At 56.0% G+C, this 16,240-nt stretch carries 16 protein-coding genes and 1 pseudogene; 10 read left to right on the top strand and 7 right to left on the bottom strand.

The window, feature by feature from the left end; translation table 11 throughout:
• Positions 1 to 35 precede the first annotated feature (35 nt).
• Both ABLV75_RS04870 and ABLV75_RS04865 read right to left on the bottom strand, forming a co-directional pair.
• Complete coding sequence (locus ABLV75_RS04870; protein WP_004101976.1) at positions 36 to 653, bottom strand: LysE family translocator; 618 nt, start codon at positions 651 to 653, stop codon at positions 36 to 38.
• Between the two features lie 84 nt (positions 654 to 737).
• Positions 738 to 1,550, bottom strand: coding sequence for an AraC family transcriptional regulator (locus tag ABLV75_RS04865; protein WP_004101978.1), 813 nt, complete (start codon positions 1,548 to 1,550; stop codon positions 738 to 740).
• 156 nt (positions 1,551 to 1,706) lie between these two features.
• Between ABLV75_RS04865 and ABLV75_RS04860 the strand changes: the two genes are divergently transcribed.
• The gene (locus ABLV75_RS04860) at positions 1,707 to 2,612 is read left to right on the top strand and encodes a LysR family transcriptional regulator (RefSeq protein WP_004101980.1); all 906 of its coding nucleotides are present in this window, start codon (positions 1,707 to 1,709) and stop codon (positions 2,610 to 2,612) included.
• Here the strand turns inward: ABLV75_RS04860 and ABLV75_RS04855 are convergent.
• Positions 2,609 to 2,983 (bottom strand): annotated as a pseudogene (locus ABLV75_RS04855) (LysR substrate-binding domain-containing protein); the annotation flags it as partial. The gene ABLV75_RS04860 and the pseudogene ABLV75_RS04855 sit on opposite strands and share 4 nt — an antisense overlap.
• Here ABLV75_RS04855 and ABLV75_RS04850 point away from each other — a divergent pair.
• Complete coding sequence (locus ABLV75_RS04850; protein ID WP_319793438.1) at positions 2,947 to 3,954, top strand: MFS transporter; 1,008 nt, start codon at positions 2,947 to 2,949, stop codon at positions 3,952 to 3,954. The pseudogene ABLV75_RS04855 and the gene ABLV75_RS04850 sit on opposite strands and share 37 nt — an antisense overlap.
• A gap of 17 nt (positions 3,955 to 3,971) precedes the next feature.
• Here the strand turns inward: ABLV75_RS04850 and ABLV75_RS04845 are convergent, their stop codons facing one another.
• Positions 3,972 to 5,381: an MFS transporter gene (locus tag ABLV75_RS04845; protein WP_004101985.1), complete on the bottom strand. Its 1,410-nt coding sequence runs from the start codon at positions 5,379 to 5,381 to the stop codon at positions 3,972 to 3,974.
• A 289-nt stretch (positions 5,382 to 5,670) separates the two neighbouring features.
• On the opposite strand from ABLV75_RS04845, the gene ABLV75_RS04840 reads away from it, so the two are divergent.
• The 5 genes from ABLV75_RS04840 (at position 5,671) to mgtU (ending at position 10,389) form a co-directional block, all read left to right on the top strand.
• A complete protein-coding gene (locus ABLV75_RS04840; protein ID WP_004101986.1) occupies positions 5,671 to 6,183 on the top strand; it encodes an anti-virulence regulator CigR family protein in 513 nt (170 codons plus the stop codon).
• A 413-nt stretch (positions 6,184 to 6,596) separates the two neighbouring features.
• Positions 6,597 to 7,292, top strand: coding sequence for an MgtC family protein (locus ABLV75_RS04835; RefSeq protein WP_094298938.1), 696 nt, complete (start codon positions 6,597 to 6,599; stop codon positions 7,290 to 7,292).
• Between the two features lie 155 nt (positions 7,293 to 7,447).
• Entirely contained in the window at positions 7,448 to 10,180 is a 2,733-nt protein-coding gene (gene mgtA, locus ABLV75_RS04830; RefSeq protein ID WP_004101988.1) for a magnesium-translocating P-type ATPase, read from the top strand.
• An 18-nt stretch (positions 10,181 to 10,198) separates the two neighbouring features.
• Positions 10,199 to 10,291, top strand: coding sequence for a protein MgtR (gene mgtR / locus ABLV75_RS04825; RefSeq protein WP_004101989.1), 93 nt, complete (start codon positions 10,199 to 10,201; stop codon positions 10,289 to 10,291).
• 11 nt (positions 10,292 to 10,302) lie between these two features.
• A complete protein-coding gene (gene mgtU / locus ABLV75_RS04820) occupies positions 10,303 to 10,389 on the top strand; it encodes a magnesium transporter protection protein MgtU (RefSeq protein WP_251009858.1) in 87 nt (28 codons plus the stop codon).
• Positions 10,390 to 10,439: 50 nt separating this feature from the next.
• On the opposite strand, the gene katG is transcribed toward mgtU, so the two are convergent.
• Both katG and ABLV75_RS04810 read right to left on the bottom strand, forming a co-directional pair.
• Positions 10,440 to 12,623 (bottom strand): catalase/peroxidase HPI, encoded by a 2,184-nt coding sequence (katG, locus tag ABLV75_RS04815; RefSeq protein WP_024274156.1) that lies wholly within the window; start codon positions 12,621 to 12,623, stop codon positions 10,440 to 10,442.
• 265 nt (positions 12,624 to 12,888) lie between these two features.
• Complete coding sequence (locus ABLV75_RS04810) at positions 12,889 to 13,821, bottom strand: LysR family transcriptional regulator (protein ID WP_004101991.1); 933 nt, start codon at positions 13,819 to 13,821, stop codon at positions 12,889 to 12,891.
• A gap of 99 nt (positions 13,822 to 13,920) precedes the next feature.
• Between ABLV75_RS04810 and ABLV75_RS04805 the strand changes: the two genes are divergently transcribed.
• Positions 13,921 to 14,355 carry a DMT family transporter gene (locus ABLV75_RS04805; protein WP_016809042.1) on the top strand — a complete coding sequence of 145 codons (435 nt, stop codon included), beginning with the start codon at positions 13,921 to 13,923 and terminating at the stop codon, positions 14,353 to 14,355.
• Positions 14,356 to 14,364: 9 nt separating this feature from the next.
• Complete coding sequence (locus ABLV75_RS04800; protein WP_004101994.1) at positions 14,365 to 14,829, top strand: DMT family transporter; 465 nt, start codon at positions 14,365 to 14,367, stop codon at positions 14,827 to 14,829.
• A 31-nt stretch (positions 14,830 to 14,860) separates the two neighbouring features.
• Here ABLV75_RS04800 and ABLV75_RS04795 read toward each other — a convergent pair whose 3' ends face one another.
• Positions 14,861 to 15,574 carry a B3/4 domain-containing protein gene (locus tag ABLV75_RS04795; RefSeq protein ID WP_032728240.1) on the bottom strand — a complete coding sequence of 238 codons (714 nt, stop codon included), beginning with the start codon at positions 15,572 to 15,574 and terminating at the stop codon, positions 14,861 to 14,863.
• Positions 15,575 to 15,617: 43 nt separating this feature from the next.
• On the opposite strand from ABLV75_RS04795, the gene ABLV75_RS04790 reads away from it, so the two are divergent.
• Positions 15,618 to 16,220, top strand: a complete 603-nt coding sequence (locus ABLV75_RS04790; protein ID WP_004101997.1) for an XRE family transcriptional regulator — start codon at positions 15,618 to 15,620, stop codon at positions 16,218 to 16,220.
• Positions 16,221 to 16,240: the final 20 nt, after the last annotated feature.

The following is a 16,240-nucleotide window of genomic DNA, read 5'->3' as shown; positions in this document are numbered from 1 at the left end:
TGCCCACGGCGATCGTCGCGTCGTGGGCAAAATCGCTACCTCTGCGCCAGAATGAGCTTAACCCCCAGCCCGACGAAACCGGCGGCAAAGCAGGCTCTCAGCCCCTGTAAAACCCCCGGACGCGTCAGCACGTATCCGCGCATCGCCGCAGAAAAGGCGCCGTAGAGCAGAAAAATCAGCAGCGTCATCAGCATAAACACAGCGCTCAGGATCAGCATTTCGCCGATCGGCGACGTCGAGTTGCGCTGGATAAACTGCGGCAGAAAGGCGAGAAAGAAGAGCGGCAGTTTGGGGTTGAGCAAATTGATCAGGATCGCGTGGCTGATGACCTGACGTGAGTTGCGTTGCTCGATGCCTGTCACGCTAAGGCTCCCGCGCTGGGTCAGGGTGGCCCACGCCAGATACAGCAGCCAGGCAACGCCGGCGTACTTAACCAGCTCGAATGCGCCTGGCGTACTGTGGAGGATGGCCGCCAGCCCGGTTATCGCCGCCAGCATATGTGGAATAATGCCCAGCGTGCAGCCGACGGCCGCGGCAAAACTCATGCGTCTGCCCGCCGTCAGGCCGGTGGCAATCGTGTAAAGCGTCCCGGTACCGGGAGCGATGACGACGATAAGCGACGTTAAGAGAAACTCAGGGCTGATAAATGCCATGATGTCTTCCTGTGGGAGAGAATCGAGGCCCTGAGTATTTCGCAAAGCGCCGCGCGGGTATTGAACAAAATTGCACAGTTTCAGCTAGCGGCTCGCCTGAACGATAGCCTGGTAGCTGCCCGGCGTGACGGCAAACTGTTTTTGAAATGCGCGGGTCAGGTGGCTTTGGTCGGCAAAACCGGCCATGAAGGCGGTATCGGCGAGGGAGTGACCCTCCATCAGCAGACGACGCGCCAGACGAACGCGGGACTGTATCAGATAGGCGTGCGGCGTGATGCCGGTCGCGCGCGCGAAGCCGCGGATCAGCTGAAAGCGGCTGAGACCGCAAAGCCTGGCAAGCGCCTCAAGAGAGATTTTCTCTTCGGGGGCATCATCGAGATATTGTCTGGCCAGCACGATGGCGGGGGAGCCGATTTTGCCCGGCCGCCTGGCGCAGAGATGAAATTGGCAAACCTGCATCAGGCAGAGCAGCAGCGCTTCTTCCACGGCGGCGTCATCCGGCGCGCTGGCAACGATCTCGCGAAACAGCCGCTGCATTTGCCCGCGCAGCATCGGGTCTCCGACTATCGGGCGCAGGAGGATCTCTTCAGCCTTCATCTCTCCCTGCAACTCGTCAACGACACGCTCAGGATCGAGATAGACCATCTGCCAGCTGCGCGGGCCATCCAGCGGAATACCATCGTGCATCTCGCCCGGATTAACCATAATGATATCTCCGGCGACGGCCTCAATTTTGCCCAGATGGCTCCATGAATGCTGCGCGCCCTGAGTGAAAATCCCGATACCGAACTGGTCGTGGGAATGGCGCGGAAAGCGCTGATCCGTGACTAACGATATGGCTTCCAGGCCTGGCATGGCCAGCCGGTGCTGCTGAACGTAATGAAGGCGAGTTTTCAACGGTTTCTCCTGCCGGTGCATCCCATGAGTGTAGCCTCAGGCACGCAGGACGAGCAACGGTCGACCGGCGCTTGAATTTCATCAACGCTGAACATAACATTTAACTAACATTTTGCCTGCTGCACCGGCAGCAGATTGCGCAAACAGTGGATGATAATGGATATTAAACAGCTTAAGTACCTGATTGCGCTCGACAGAACACGACATTTTGGCCAGGCCGCAGCGGCGTGCCACATTACTCAGCCTACGTTATCAATGCGTATTCGCAATCTCGAAGAAGAGCTCAATTTAACCCTTATCCAGCGCGGACAGCGCTTTGAAGGATTTACCCCGGAGGGCGAGCGTATTCTGGCCTGGGCGCGAGCGCTGCTGGCGGCGCATGACGGGTTAGAAGCCGAGGCGGCTATCTGTCGGGGGCAGATGGTCGGCCAGCTAAGGGTGGGGATGGTGCCTTTAGCCAGCCTTAATCCGATGCAGTTGATAAAACCGCTGGCGGAGAACTATCCGGAGCTGCAGTTCAGCCTGCTGTCCATGACGTCGGAACAGATTATCGACGGCGTCAGCCGCAACCAGCTGGATTTAGGGATCTGCTACCTGCACCACGTCGATAGCCAACTGTTCAACGTGCTCTGGCTGCCGCATACGCGTATGGGGCTGCTGCATGATAAACGTCATTATCAGTTTACCGATGCGACGCCGGAGTGGGAGACGCTGGCCGCGCTGCCGCTGGGCTTTCTGACCAAAGGCATGTACTACCGAGAATCGATTGAAATGAGCTTTAAGGCCAAGGGGCTGGCGCCAAAATACGTTTTTGAAAGCGATTCCACGTTTCAGATCATCCAGGCGGTGCAGGCCGGGATCTGCTGCGCGATTATGCCGCTGAATAACGGACTGGAAGCGTTAAGCGATAACCTGGAAATCAGGCCGATCGCCGAAACGGAGGTCGACTCGATGCTGGCGCTGATCATGCGCAACAAAGAGCCGGTGTCGTCGCTGGCGGAAAAATGCTTTGCCGATGCCCAGGCGATTTTTAGCGAACGCCAGCAGGATGAAGGCGCTTAGCCTGCCATCTGCCTCTGGATAAATTCAAGCCAGGCGCGCATTCTGGCGGGCATAAAATGGCGCTCCCGATAGAGGGCTGAAAGCTGTAACGGCGCCGGCGGTAACTCAAGCGTGACTTCCTGTAGCTCCCCGCGATTAATAAACGGGCGGCAGGGTTGTTCCCCCACAATAGCGAATCCGACACCGGCAAGAGCGGCATGCAGCGCCATTTCGCCGCTGTTGACGCGATAGTGCCCGTTGACGTTAACCTTTTTAAAGTTCCCGTCCGCCGCGGCAAACTGCCAGGCTTGCCCCGCGAGGGCGCTGACGGTGGTGATACAGGGTAGCGAGGTTAATTGCTCGCTGTCTGTCGGCATACCCGTTCTGGCGATGGGTCGGTAACGTTAAACCACGGCGCTTTTTGCTCTGCAACATGGCCCTGCTGGGGGGATTAACGATAATGACGCTGACCACCACCAGTTTTAGCGGATTGTTATTTTGGCGTTTTCTCGCCGGTCTGGTCGGCGGAACAACGATGGGGGTGGGCAGCAGTTTGCTGGTCAACATTATGCCAGCACACCTGCGTCCTCGGGCGTTGGCCTCAACGATTGCCGCATTCTCGCTGGTCAGCATCGTCGGCATGCCGACGATGTTATTTCTCAGTGAAAAAATCGGCTGGCAGATAGCCCCTGCGACGATCGGCGGACTCTGCCTGATTGCGTTGCCACTGATAAAACTCGCGCTGCCGGAACAGCCCGTTGCGGCGAACCGTCAGGCAGATTTGCGCTGGTCTTCATCGGTGCTGTTTTACGCCTCCGGCAACGCCCTCGCGCAGTTCAGTGCGATGTTAATCATTCCGCTGCTGGTTCCGTTACTGACGGCGAAAATGGGGGGCAGCGGCGATCAATTACCGTGGATCTTTTTCGCTGGCGGACTGGCGGGGCTGTGCGCCACTAAACTTACCGGCAAGCTATGCCAGCATTACAGCGGCTACTGCATCAGCCTGCTGGCCAGTCTGCTGTTTATACTGAGCCTGAGCATCGCTTTTACCTTCAACCACGGCGGCGGGCTGTTTATGGTGTTGTTTCTAGCGGCCGCCTACTGTCGCCTGGTGGCCTCATCGGCAGTGGCGATGCGTTTTCCAGAGGATGGCGCCAGGGCGGGGTTTACCCTTTTACAGAATACCCTGATGTCATTAAGTACGGCGGCGGCTTTTCTGCTTTCGTCATGGTTGTTATCGGTTGCCGGGAACGGCGTGCGGGCGATGAATGGGATATTGCTGCTCTGCGCCCTGAGCGCATTGCCGCTGCCGTGGCTACTACGGGTTCAGGAGAAAAAATTAGCCGCGCGCGCCGCCGGTTAAACCGGCGGCGGCAGTCATCAAATATTCTCCAGGCTAATCCCTCGGGTTTTTGGTCCAAAGATGCCTACTGAGAGCATCACCATCAGCATGCTGGCGACGATAAAGCTAATTACCCCGGGTGTACCGGCGTATTGCAGAATAATGCCGATCAAAATGCTGGTGATCGCCGTGGACAGGCGGCTAAAGGAGTAGCAAAAGCCGACCGCCCGCGCGCGAATATGGGTCGGGAAAACTTCGGCCTGGTAGGCGTGATAGCTAATGGTCAGCCAGGCGTTTGACCAGGTGATCATAAACCCGCAGATCACCAGCAGCACCGGACTGTTCTGAAGCGCAAACAGGGTACCAAATACCACCGTCATCAGCGCGGAAAGCACAATTTGCCATTTGTTTTCAAAACGATGGACGAAGCGGGTACAAAACAGGCAGCCAATCGGATAGGCGAGGGTAATAAAAAACGCATACAGCAGGCTGTGGGTGATGCTCGCTCCCTGGCCGGAAAGCAGGGCCGGTAGCCAATTGCCGAAGCCAAAGAAGCCGATGGCCTGGAAGAAGTTCATCACCATCAGCATAATCGTGCGTTTGCGGTACTGCGGCGCCCAGATCGCTTTAAAACTTCCCAGCCTGCGCGGATGCTCCTGCGTCTGCACCTGATGGCGCGGCGAGGGAGAAACGCCGCAGCGCTGTTCCATTTCGCACATGACCTTATGGGCCTCATCATGGCGGCCCTTTTCCTCCAGCCAGCGCGCCGATTCCGGCAGCTTCTTGCGGATGACCCAGATGATCAATGAGCAGAGCGCGCCGAAGATAATCACCCAGCGCCAGCCGGTCAGGCCAAAAAGGGTAATCGGCACCAGCATCCACGACATCAGCGCCACGGCGGGAACCGATAAAAACTGAATAAAGAAGGCGAAAGCGAAGGCTTTATTGCGCAGATGCGTCGGCACCCATTCGCTTAAGTAAGTGTCGATGGTCACCAGCTCAATACCGAGACCGATGCCCACCAGAAAGCGGCAGAAGATAACCCCTTCAGCGCTGCTTTGCAGGGCCATCATCAGGGAAAACACGCCGTACCAGGCGAGGGCGAACATAAACGTCAGGCGGCGGCCCAGTTTGTCCGCCAGCGGCGCAAGCAGGCTGGCGCCGAAAAACAGCCCCATAAAGGTGGACGAGGCAAAGGCGGCCTGGTCTGAAATCCCGAAAATACCCTGTTCGCCGGTATGGAAAATATTCTCTGCCAGCAGCCCGGTACTGATATAACCGGTCTGAAAAAGATCGTAGAGTTCGAAGAAACCGCCCAGCGCCAGAAGGGTGATAAAAGACCACAGGCCAACGGAGGCGGGCAGCGCATCAATGCGAGCGGTCAGGCTGGAGTGGGAGCGTCCCGGAGAGGCGAACGCGGCGTCGCCCAGGACCTGGGTGGTAGACATATTATTATTTTCCTTAGATGAAATGTTTGCCTGCTAATGTTATTTGATTGTTAATGGTTTTAAATTTTTAATCGCATCGGTGAAAAGGCATTTGCAGAATAAAATAATGTGAATAAGGTTTGGTTGGCGTTGTATGCTGGTTTCTGCGTTTGACCCGCCCAAAGGTTGAAGGAATTCACCATCATGCCGCTAAGTTTTGACCAGAATTTCATTTAGGAAAACGAGAGATTGTTGCGCTGAGGTTATTCATCTACATTCATAGCGAGTACTCCCTCTCAGGAAAAAAATCATGTCCAGAAAGCAAGTTTTGCAAGCGGCGCTGGCGGCGGCGCTTTCGCTGACCATGATGGCGACGCCTGTTTTCGCCAACCCCGGTAACGGCAACGGCGGCGGTAATCATGGTAATAGCGGTAACCATGGGAATAACGGTAACAACGGCAATAGCGGTAAAAACAACGTTGATAAGGGCAACAAGGGTCATAAAGAAGGAAACCCGGGGCAGAGAAAAAATTACGGTAAACCCGACCATGTGTCTGCCGATATCAGCTTCTCCAGAGCGCGCTCGCTGGCGGTTAATTACGGCTTAACCGGCTATCAGTCGCTGCCGCCGGGAATCGCCAAAAATCTGGCTCGCGGAAAACCTCTGCCGCCGGGGATTGCCAAAAAAGCGGTTCCGGCATCGATGCTTAACGAACTGCCGTACTATCCTGGCTATGAATGGCGCGTGGTGGGCCAGGATTTGGTGCTAATCGCGCTGAGTACGGCGATCGTGACATCGATAATTAATGGCGTCTTTGATTAGTCAATTAACCCCGGTTCGCGCCGGGGTTAAGGTTATCGTGGCGGGAGTTGCGCATTAAGGTCATTCTAAACAAATCGTCACTAAAGCGAGATTTTAACTTTACTCGAATAATTGAATGACTATAATGAGCACAAATTCACACAGGAGAAATATGTTGGACAGTCACCCTTACTTAAACATCAAGGCAAGCTGACGCTATTTTTTCTGCGCTGCTTGCCAACCGGCGGGCAGCAATCTCCTCATCCAGACGATTGCATCCCATAAAAAATAACGCAGCATGGCTGCGAGGATAATCGTCATGTTCATGTTTAAAAATACATTATTCCCTCCACCGTCAACACGACGTTAATCGCCTTCCGGGCGACAATTTGTCGTGTGCTTAATAAAGCACATAGTTAATTCTTCCAGCAAAAATGGAGGAAACTATGTTGATGTTTCCTTATATCGCAAATTTACTCGCCGCGATGCTGTTGGGCGCGCTGATTGGCGCTGAAAGACAGTGGCGTCAGCGTATGGCCGGCCTGCGCACCAACTCGCTGGTCGCCACCGGCGCGGCGGTTTTTATTCTGAGCTCCATTTCAACATCGCCGGACAGCCCCGGACGTATTGCCGCGCAGGTGGTATCCGGAATTGGTTTTCTCGGCGCCGGCGTCATCATGCGTGAAGGCATGAACGTGCGCGGCCTGAATACCGCCGCAACCCTGTGGTGCTCTGCGGCGATTGGTGTACTCTGCGGTTTAGGCCAGTTCTGGCAAGCAGCGGCGGCAACGCTGATAATCCTCTGCGCCAATATTCTACTGCGCGAAGCGGCGCAGAGAATTAATCAGATCCCCGGCGCGACAGAAGAAGAGAAATGCTACGTTCTGAATATTGTCTGTCAAAGCGAATATGAAAACGCGATTCGTCAGCTATTGCTTAATATCAGTAAAGAGATGACGCTCAGCCTTCAGGGACTGGTGTCGACAGCAGCAAAAGAACAAGGGCATAAAGAAATCCGCATCGAACTGGTGGGAAATACCGACTGTCGAAAAGCGCGAGATCTCATTATGACAAGAATTGGCGGGGACGAAAAGATTACGTCAGTCCGCTGGTGCGTCGAGGGGAGTTAACCTCGTGACTATTTCACTCTGACAATCATTTGTCTAAGGAGGGAATGATGGATATTCCCAGGCGATTAAAGTAATAAGCGTTTAATAACGTAAAAATGAATTATGCATAAGTCATTTATGCAGGGATAACGACGTCTTAAATTTGAGGATTAATCATGACTGACATGAAAATAGAAAACCGGAAAATAAACCGGTCTGCGTCAGAAAATGATAAGCAGCATAAAAAAAGCTTCGCCATTGAAACCGAGGCATTTAACAGTCCGGATCATACGCTGGCGCGGTTAAACAGCAGTCGCCACGGGCTCACCACCGAAGATGCCCTTGAACGACTGGATGAATACGGCCGCAATGAAGTGGCGCATGAGCAGGCGCCGCCGGCGTTGATCCAGCTTTTGCAGGCATTCAATAACCCGTTTATCTATGTCCTGATGGCGCTGGCCGCCGTCAGCTTCGTGACCGATTACTGGCTACCGCTGCGTAACGGCGAAGAGACCGATCTGACCGGGATCATCATTATCGTCACGATGGTTAGCCTGAGCGGGTTATTGCGTTTCTGGCAGGAGTTTCGCACCAACAAAGCGGCGCAGGCGCTGAAATCCATGGTCCGCACCACGGCGACGGTGCTGCGTCGCGGTCCCGGGAATATGGGGCCGGTGCAGGAAGAAATTGCCATTGAGGAGCTGGTGCCCGGGGATATCATCTTCCTGGCGGCGGGGGATCTGGTTCCGGCAGACGTCCGCCTGCTGGAATCCCGGGACCTGTTTGTCAGCCAGTCGATACTCAGCGGCGAGTCGCTGCCGGTTGAAAAGTATGACGTTCTGGCCAGCGTTTCCGGTAAAGGATGCGACAGGCTTCCCGAGCCGAACAAAGATAAAAGCCTGCTGGAGATGGGCAATATCTGTCTGATGGGCACTAACGTGACCAGCGGCAGGGCGCAGGCGGTGGTGGTGGCCACCGGAAACCGTACCTGGTTTGGTTCGCTGGCGAAATCCATCGTCGGCACGCGTACCCAGACGGCGTTCGACCGCGGGGTAAACAGCGTCAGCTGGCTGCTGATCCGCTTTATGCTGGTGATGGTACCGATTGTGCTGCTGATTAACGGCTTCAGCAAAGGTGATTGGGTTGAAGCCTCGCTGTTTGCCCTGGCGGTAGCGGTTGGCCTGACGCCGGAAATGCTGCCGATGATCGTCAGCTCCAACCTGGCGAAAGGCGCTATCGCCATGTCGCGGCGCAAAGTGATCGTCAAGCGGCTGAACGCCATCCAGAACTTTGGCGCTATGGACGTGCTGTGTACCGATAAAACCGGTACGTTAACTCAGGACAATATCATCCTTGAGCATCACCTTGATGTCAGCGGTCATGAGAGCGACCGGGTGCTGACGCTGGCCTGGCTTAACAGTAGCAGCCAGAGCGGGGCGCGCAACCTGATGGACCGGGCGGTGCTGCGCTTTGGCGAGGGGCGGATTGCGCCAGCGACCAAAGAGCGTTTTGTCAAACTTGATGAACTGCCGTTTGATTTTGTCCGCCGTCGGGTCTCGGTGTCGGTGGAAGATGTCCGCCACGGTGACAAAAGCCTGATCTGCAAAGGCGCGGTCGAAGAGATGCTGATGGTCGCCACGCATCTTCGTGAAGGCGATAACGTTGTGGCGCTGGATGAAACCCGACGCGATCTGCTGTTAGCCAAAACGAAGGACTATAACGCCCAGGGCTTCCGCGTGCTACTGGTCGCAACCCGCAAGCTGGATGACTCCGCGCTGACCACGCCGCTATGCACCGCCGATGAGCAGGGATTGACGGTTGAAGGGATGCTGACTTTCCTCGATCCGCCGAAAGAGAGCGCGGGAAAAGCCATTACCGCGCTGCGCGATAACGGCGTGGCGGTGAAAGTGCTGACCGGCGATAACCCGGTGGTTACGGCGCGTATTTGCCTGGAAGTGGGCATCGATGCCCACGGTATTCTGACCGGCGCCCAGATTGAAGCGATGACGGATCGCGACCTGGAGCGAGAAGTGGAAACGCGCTCGGTATTCGCGAAGCTGACGCCGCTGCAGAAGTCGCGCATCCTGAAAACACTGCAGAAAAACGGCCACACCGTCGGCTTTCTCGGCGACGGCATCAACGATGCGCCAGCCCTGCGCGATGCGGACGTCGGCATTTCGGTTGACAGCGCGGCGGATATCGCCAAAGAGGCATCGGATATCATCCTGCTGGAAAAGGATCTGATGGTGCTGGAAGAAGGGGTGATCAAAGGACGTGAGACGTTCGGCAATATCATTAAGTACCTGAATATGACTGCCAGTTCTAACTTCGGCAACGTCTTCTCGGTACTGGTGGCCAGCGCGTTTATTCCGTTCCTGCCGATGCTGGCGATTCATCTGCTGATTCAGAACCTGATGTACGATCTCTCCCAGCTCTCGCTGCCGTGGGACAAAATGGACAAAGAGTTTCTGCGCAAGCCGCGTAAGTGGGATGCGAAGAATATCGGCCGTTTTATGCTGTGGATTGGCCCAACCTCGTCCATTTTTGATATCACCACCTTCGCGCTGATGTGGTACGTGTTTGCAGCAAATCACGTCGAAGCCCAGGCGCTGTTCCAGTCCGGGTGGTTTATTGAAGGACTGCTGTCGCAAACGCTGGTGGTGCATATGCTGAGAACGCAGAAAATTCCGTTTATCCAGAGCCGGGCGACCTTGCCGGTGCTGCTCACCACCGCGGTGATTATGGCTATCGGGATCTACATTCCGTTCTCGCCGCTGGGAGCGATGGTCGGACTGGAGCCGCTACCGCTGAGCTACTTCCCATGGCTGGTCGCGACGCTGCTCAGCTATTGCCTGGTAGCGCAGGGCATGAAGCGTTTCTATATCAAACGTTTCGGTCAGTGGTTCTGATGATAAGGAGGCGCAGAGATGAATCGTTCTCCGGACACCATCATCGCGCTGATATTTTTCCTGATGGGTTTGCTGGTGCTGCTGTTAGCAATCTGGCAAATCCTGTTCTGAAAGGGGGCGCGATGCGCAGAGGATCGCTGGATAAAGTCTTTATTCAGGTGGCGATTATTGCGGCCATCATTATTCTGCTGACAATCTGGATTAGATAAGAGGATCCCGGGCCAGTGGCCCGGGATGTGCATTTCTGCCGGTAAAGATGTTACAGATCGAAGCGGTCGAGGTTCATCACTTTGGTCCATGCGGCGACAAAGTCACTAACGAACTTTTGCCGCGCATCGCTGCAGGCATACACTTCTGCCAGCGCACGCAGGACGGAGTTAGATCCAAAGACCAGGTCAACGCGGGTCGCGGTGTATTTCTCTTCGCCGCTCTTACGGTCGCGACCGATAAACAGCTCAGCGTGCTCATCAGCGGCTTTCCAGACGGTGCCCATATCGAGCAGATTGACGAAGAAATCATTGCTCAATACGCCCACGCGGTCGGTAAACACGCCGTGACGGCTGCCGTCGAAGTTAGCGCCCAGCACGCGCAGGCCGCCCACTAGTACCGTCATTTCCGGCGCCGTCAGCGTTAACTGCTGCGCCTTATCAATCAGCAGCGTTTCGGTGGAAATGCCGCCGCCAATGCGGCGATAGTTGCGGAAACCATCGGCCAGCGGCTGCAGCAGATCCATCGCTTCGACATCGGTCTGATCCTGGCGCGCATCGACGCGGCCTGGAGCAAAGGGGACGCTAACCTGAACGCCCGCCGCAACGGCAGCCTGCTCAATGCCCACTACGCCAGCCAGAACGATAATATCGGCCAGCGAAGCTTTACCGGACGCCTGCTGAATCGCCTGCAGGGTCGGCAGCACGCGGGTTGCGATAGCGTTCACCGGCCAGGCATTCTGCGGTTCCAGCGCCAGACGTGCGCCGTTAGCGCCGCCGCGTTTATCGCCACCGCGGAAGGTGGAAGCCGACGCCCATGCCACGGAAACCAGCTCGCTGACCGACAGACCAGCATCGGCAATAGCGGTTTTCAGCGCGGCGATGTCTTCTGCGCCCGGATTGTGGATCGCTGCCGGTAACGGGTCTTGCCAGATCAAATCTTCTTTCGGTACTTCCGGACCCATATAGCGGGATTTCGGCCCCATATCGCGATGGATCAGTTTAAACCACGCGCGGGCGAAAGCCTCGTTAAAGGCCTGCGGATCGTTAAGGAAGCGACGGCAAATTTTATCGAATTCCGGGTCAAAGCGCAGCGTCAGGTCAGTCACCAGCATGGTCGGCTTACGTTTTATCTCTGGATTAAAAGGATCAGGGATAATTTCGGGGCCGTCTTTCGCTTCGAACTGAATCGCGCCTGCCGGGCTACGGGTTTGTACCCATTCATATTTGTACAGGTTTTCTAAGAAGTAGTTGCTCCACTGAGTCGGCGTTTGCGTCCAGACAACCTCAAGACCAGAGGTGATGGCATCCGCGCCTGCGCCGCTATTGTAGCTGTTCGCCCAACCGAGACCCTGCGCTTCAATCGGCGCCGCTTCCGGCTCTGCGCCTACGTGGGTGGTCACCGCAGCACCGTGCGTTTTACCCAGCGTATGGCCACCGGCGATCAGCGCGACGATCTCTTCATCATTCATCGCCATATTACCGAAGGTAGCGCGAATCGCTGCGGCTGCGGAGAGCGGGTCGCCGCTGGCGTTGGGGCCTTCCGGGTTAACGTAAATCAGACCCATTTCAGTGGCGCCAATGGCCTGCTGATTCAGGCTTTCCGGATGGCGGTGAGCCAGCCATTCGGTTTCATTACCCCAGTCAACATCCAGATCCGGTTCCCAAACGTCTTCGCGGCCAGCCCCGAAGCCAAAAGTACGGAAGCCGGAATTTTCCAGCGCCACGTTGCCCGCCAGCATATAGAGGTCGGCCCAGGAGATTTTCTGACCGTATTTCTGTTTTATCGGCCACAGCAGGCGACGGGCCTTATCGAGGCTGACGTTATCCGGCCAGGAGTTGAGCGGAGCGAAACGCTGCTGACCGCGTCCGGCGCCGCCGCGACCGTCAACGGTGCGGTAGGTACCGGCGCCGTGCCATGCCATACGAATAAACAGCCCGATATAGCTGCCCCAGTCCGCTGGCCACCACTCCTGCGAGTCATTGAGCAGGGCATGCAGGTCGGCTTTCAGCGCTGAATAGTCGAGCTTTTTAAACTCTTCCCGATAGTTAAAGTTCTCCCCCAGCGGGTTAGAGCGATTGGAGTGCTGGTTCAGCAAATCGACGCGTAGCTGATTAGGCCACCAGTCGCGGTTGCCGGTACCACCGCCCGCGCTCTGCGTTGGCGTTGGCGTTTCGGCGTGAAAAGGGCATTTCCCTGCGGATGGGGTGTTCGATGGATCGTTTGACGTGCTCATATCAGGCTCCGTTTGCTTTTGTGAATGCCATTACGATATACACTGCTTCGAGTAAACGATATGTGAATAAAACTACGGATTTAATAGATAATTCCGTTCAATTACTCTTGTAAAAACCGAACATATGTCATTGTTGAATGATTAGTTTTCGGTATTAACGCGAACACAATAATAGGAACCTCAGGGTAAAGGAATCGTTAAAACCGCTTCAGCGCCGGGGAAGACGCATTGTTTGCGTTACGACAATTTTCATGCGTAAAAAAGCTTAGCGCTGCCAGTATAAAGGCGTACCAAAAACGTCGACAAAATAGTCAATTACCGTCCGTACGTTTAGCGAAGGGTGGCGAGCGTGAGGATAAATCGCCGACACTGGCGAAGGCGTGCTGCTAATCGCGGCGGTGTAATGAGGCATCAAATGAATCAGTCTTCCCGCGCCAATGGCTTCGTTGACCATCCAGTCGGGAAAAAGTACTACCCCCATGCCGCCCAGCGCGGCGGTCAGCAACGCATCGGCGTTATTGGATGCCAGCTGCGGGGTTTGCGGATAGTGAACCCATTCGCCTTCCGCGAGGCGAAATAACCAGCGGTTAGGCCCGTTTGAACCGCTGTACACCAGCGTACTGTGCTGGCGAAGATCTTCCGGCCGCTGCGGAACACCGCGACGCTGCAGATAGCGCGGGGCGGCAACCAGATAGTGATGCTGCATCCCCAGCACTCTGGCATGAACGCTGGAATCGGGCAGGCTACCGATGCGGAAAATAACATCGGTCGCCTCCCGGTGCGGATCGATAAAATCATCGGTCAGCGCCAGCTCAATTTGCATTTGTGGATAACGTTCGCTCAGACCCGGTAGCCATGGCGCAATATGGCGCTGGCCAAAGTAGACCGGGGCGTTGATTCGCACCAGCCCCCCAGGCTCAAGGCTCCGATCCTGCAGGTCGCGTCTGGCGGCGCTGAACTGTTCGCTGATGCCTCTGGCATGTTCGGCAAAAAGACGTCCGGCTTCGGTGGGCACCACTGCGCGGGTATTACGATAAAACAGCTGTTGGCCGAGGGAGTCTTCAAGCTGATGAATGACGCGCGACACCATGGACGGGGAAACGCCTTCCCGTCGCGCCACCACGGAAAAGCTCTGGCTGTCGTACACGGCGATGAACAGCTGTAGCGCCCGAAAATTCACATTACCCGCATCGCTCATTTATGCAATATCCGCAAAAGTGTTTCCCTGATTGTACCGTTTTTCACACTACTTCGCTGTTTTATGCTCTGCCGCCTGATTAATAAGCGGAATTTAATGATGCAGTTATTACTGATTTTTCTGGTGATTGCCGGCGGCATGGGTCTGTCCGTCGAAGCCGGGCTACTGGGACCGCTGGCCGGTCAGGTAGGGGATTTATGGGCGACGTTCAGTATATTTGGCGTCGGGAGCGCCCTCACGTTTTTGCTGATGCTGCTGTTTGGCCCGCGCCAGAGCCCCTCATTTTTCTCTTTACCCGGCTGGCAGCTCACCGGAGGCGTGCTGGGCCCCATTTACGTCGTCATTTTAACCGTTGCCGTACCGGTGATCGGTATCGCTATGACCATGATCGGCATTCTTGCCGGCCAGGTCTGTAAAAGCCTGCTGATCGACCATTACGGTCTGTTCGGTTCGCCAAAACGTAAAATCGATGGGCGGCGGCTTATTGCTCTGCTGTTAATCGTTGTCGCCCTGGTTCTGATTGCCACAAGCTGAGGTTGTAAAATGAGTAGCATAATGATTTTGTTGGCGCTGGTCGGCGGCGCGATGCTGAGTATGCAGGCGGCGATCAACGGCCGTTTAGGTAGTCAGGTTGGCGTGTTTCGTAGCGCATTTCTCACCTTTGCCGTGGGAGGATTGATCACCGCGCTGCTGATTTTGTATTTTGAGCCTCACCAGACGATGACGCTGCTCGATGTGCCGAAATGGCAGCTGCTGGGGGCGTTTTGCGGTGTACCCTATATCGTGATTATGGTGCTGGCGGTTCAGCGTATCGGCACCGCGACGGCCACGGTAGCGGTGATTTTTGGCCAACTGGCCATGAGCCTGCTGATTGATAATTTCGGCTGGCTGGGAAATGACGCCATCGCTTTCTCCCCGGGCAGGCTGGGGGCGATCGTCTGTCTGGGGCTGGCGTTGTTCTTTATTTATCGCTCCAGTTCAGTAGCCGCAGCGGAAGATAAGCAGTAGAGAGACATCTGTTTTGCCCGGTAGCGATACGCTACCGGGCGCCCCCTGTCAGCCAGACGTCGGCCGTTATCAACTGCGAATGCATTTTCGCTTCGGGCATCATCGACAGTAGACCGGCCATCAGCATTTCTCCCGCCTCATGAAGCGCGCTAAGCGGCATTTCCGGCAGACTTTCAAGAATAAACCACATCCGCGGACTCTCTACGCTCAGGCGAGTGCGTACTCCCTGTCGCCAGTTCCAGCGTCGGCAGGTCACCCCTGCGTCATCGCACCAGACCACTTCACCCGCGTCGGGGTTTTCGAAGACGATCTTTCCCTCTTTGACGGTATCGAACGGCTCGCTGCCGTCGGCAATCTTCAGTTGCGGGACGCCAACGTAAGCCGCCAGATTTTCCCCACCGACCGGCACGGCGTAGCGCAGGCTCACCGCATTATAGAGATCGACGATCGGATCGAGCGCTGCCATTTCGCCATCGCGCAGCACCCGCCTGCGCAAGGCTTCCGCCGAGCAGGGCGTGCGCTTAGGCTTTGCGCCAAAGGCGCGGAATACCTCGTTCCAGGCCTGCAAATGTGCTTCCGCCCACTGCGGCTCACCGGCGATAACCGCACGGCAGGCGGAATGGAGCGCTTCTGCACCAACCTGCGGCGCGCGTACGGGAGCAGAGATAACATCAATGCTCAGGGCGCGAAAGCCGGGAGCCAGCGCCGACACCTGTGGGCTGATTGACGGTAATACGTTATTCATTGGATAATCCTTTAACGACTATTTTAAAGCATGATATCGACCGATGACCAAAAAAGTCAATATAACGACCGGGGCGGGTGCTGATGCCGCCAGCATCAATGAAGCCGTTGCGGCGCGCATTAAGCGCTATCGGGCGGAAAAGAAGATCTCCCTCGACGAGCTATCAAGGCGCGCGGGCGTCAGCAAAGGGATGCTGGTAGACATTGAAGCCTGCCGGGCTAACCCGAGCATTGCGCTGTTATGCCGTCTGGCGTCAGCCATGGGCGTTGCGGTGGCCGATTTCGTCAATGTTGCCTCCGCGCCGCCGGTAAAGGCGATCGCCGCAGGCGATATCCCCACGCTGTGGCAGGGTGAACAGGGCGGCCACGCGCGACTGCTGGCCGGAACCAGCGGTCCAGATATGGTGGAACTCTGGCAGTGGAGTCTTTATCCGGGCGAAATTTTTACTTCTCCGGGCCACGGAGAAGGGACCACGGAGCTGCTTTTTGTGACCGAGGGTGCCCTGACATTAACGGTGAACGACAGCCTCTATTTGATTCCCGCCGGTGATTCAGCCGTCGCACGTACCGACGCTCCGCATAGCTACGCTAACGCCGGCGAAACGGTGACGCGATTCACCATGACGGTCAGTGAAAAAGCGCGCTAGCCATTCGCCTCCGTCGATCT

The organism is Klebsiella sp. CN_Kp066 (genome assembly GCF_040065135.1).
Lineage (GTDB): Bacteria > Pseudomonadota > Gammaproteobacteria > Enterobacterales > Enterobacteriaceae > Klebsiella > Klebsiella oxytoca.
Note: the sequence above shows the minus strand (reverse complement) of the source record. Positions and strands in the feature narration are given on the sequence as shown.